Annotated in this window: 3 protein-coding genes; 2 read left to right on the forward strand and 1 reads right to left on the reverse strand. The window is 72.9% G+C overall.

The annotated features are described in order from the left end of the window. Together B7X32_RS20510 and B7X32_RS20515 are read left to right on the forward strand one after the other, a co-directional pair. A partial coding sequence (locus B7X32_RS20510) for a zinc-binding dehydrogenase (RefSeq protein ID WP_292723997.1) occupies positions 1-515 on the forward strand: 515 nt, incomplete at its 5' end. Positions 516-676: 161 nt separating this feature from the next. Further along, positions 677-1,087, forward strand: a complete 411-nt coding sequence (locus tag B7X32_RS20515) for a cupin domain-containing protein (RefSeq protein ID WP_292723999.1) — start codon at positions 677-679, stop codon at positions 1,085-1,087. 134 nt (positions 1,088-1,221) lie between these two features. Here B7X32_RS20515 and B7X32_RS20520 read toward each other — a convergent pair. Then, the coding region (locus tag B7X32_RS20520) for a PQQ-dependent sugar dehydrogenase (RefSeq protein WP_292724001.1) at positions 1,222-2,168 on the reverse strand (947 nt) is incomplete at its 5' end.

Raw genomic sequence — 2,168 nt, forward strand, 5'->3', positions numbered from 1 at the left:
TCGGCGACGGCGCGGTCGGGCTGCTCGGGGTGCTGGCCGCGCGGCAGCTCGGCGCCGAGCGGGTCATCGCGATGTCCCGGCACGCCGATCGTCAGGCCCTCGCGCGCCGCTTCGGGGCGACGGACATCGTGACCGAGCGCGGCGCCGAGGGGGTCGCCCGGATCAAGGAGCTCACGGGCGGCCTGGGAGCGCACTCCACGATCGAGGCCGTCGGCACCCAGGAGTCGATGGAGCAGGCGATCCGCGCCACGCGCGCCGGCGGGCACATCGGCTTCGTAGGGGTGTCCCACGACGTCGCGCTGGGCGGTGCCGAGGTCTTCTTCTCGAGTGTGCACCTGCATGGCGGACCGGCGCCGGTGCGCCGCTTCCTGCCGGAGCTCGTCGAGCTCATCGTCGAACGGCGCATCGATCCCGGCGCGGTGTTCGACCTGACGCTGTCGATCGAGGACGCCGCCGAGGGCTATCGCGCCATGGACGAGCGCCGCGCCACGAAGGTCCTGCTCACGACCGAGTGAGCCCCGCGGATCCGGGTGGGTTCCGGGAGTCGGCGGATCCGCCCGGGCCTTGGGACTCGCTGATGCCCCCGAATCGCGGTCGTCCCCGTGAGCGCACGCCAGAGGGTCCGCTCACGGGGACGACCCGGAAGTGAAGAAGCACCAACAGAGGAGGATCTGATATGAACACCGAACCCGCCGTCCCTACGGTCAAGAATCCGCCGGAGCAGTTCCATGGCGACGTGTGGCTCGACCGCATCGTCGCACCGCACGAGGCCGATCAGCGCATGACGGTCGCGCTCGTGCGTTTCGCGCCCGGAGCCCGCACGGCCTGGCATTCGCACGCGCGCGGGCAGTACCTTCACGTGACGAGCGGCGTCGCGCTCGTGGGCGACCGCGACGGGAACGTCGTCGAGCTGCATCCGGGACAGACGCTCTACACCCCGCCCGGCCAGGACCACTGGCACGGCGCCGCTGCGGACTGCTTCATGGAGCACCTCGCGATGCTCGAGGCCGGTGACGATCCCGCCACCACGACGGTGTGGAAGGAGCACGTCACCGACGCGGAGTACGCCGCACCCCGCGCCGAGTGACCCCGCCGCTCCGGCTCGCGCCGGTCGGAGCCCCACCCCACCTTCGAGTCGTCCCCGTGAGCGCACGCTATGGGCTCCGCTGGTGGGGACGACTCGGAATAGAGCGGACGGGCCGACGCGGCGACAGGCGGGCGTCAGCGACGGGGCGGGAGCTGCAGCAGCCGGTCGTCGGCGCTGCCGGGGGAGCCGCGGCCGTCGGTGTTGTTCGTGAGCACCCAGAGCGTGCCGTTCGGTGCGGCCACGACATCGCGCAGGCGGCCGAACTCGCCGGCGTACGCGGCCTGCGGTTGCGGATCCGGCGACCTGGTGTCGAGAGTCCACAGCCGCTCGCCGCGCAGGCCGGCGACGTATACGACATCGTCGACGATCGCGATGCCGCTCGGGCTGGCCTCCGACGGACGCCAGGTCACGACCGGATCGATGGCATCGGCGGCGCCCGCGCGGCCCTCGTGGTCGGGCCAGCCGTAGTCCCCGCCGGGCTGGATGCGGTTCAGTTCGTCCCAGGTGTCCTGCCCGAACTCGCTCGCCCACAGCGTGCCGGCGCTGTCCCACGCGAGGCCTTGCACGTTGCGGTGCCCGAGGCTGTACACCGCCGTGCCGAACGGATTGCCCGGCGCAGGTCGGCCCTCGGGCGTGAGCCGCAGGATCTTGCCGCCGAGGTAGCCGCGGTCACGTGCGCGATCGCGCTGTCCTGCATCACCGGTGCCGACGTAGAGCATCCCGTCCGGGCCGAATGCGATCCGCCCGCCGTCGTGATTCGCCGCGCGGGGGATGCCGGCGAACACGACCTCGGCCGTCGCGGGATCGAACCGCAGCGCGCCCGGATCGCCGCTGAGGCGCAGCCGCACCACGCGGTTGTCGGCGGCCGTCGCGTGGTACGCGTAGAGCCACCGCGTCGGGCCGTCCGCGTGGATCGCGAGTCCGTTCAGGCCCGCCTCCCCGCCGGAGACCACGGCCGGGACCGTGCCCACCTCGTGCACGCCGCCCGCCGGGGTCCACTCGAGCACGCGCCCGTCGTCCCGCTGCGAGATGAGCGCTCCGGATCCGATGGGCGCGACCGACCAGGGAGCGACGAGTCCGG

Origin of the sequence: Microbacterium sp. 13-71-7 (genome assembly GCF_002257455.1) — a bacterium.
GTDB lineage: Bacteria > Actinomycetota > Actinomycetes > Actinomycetales > Microbacteriaceae > Microbacterium.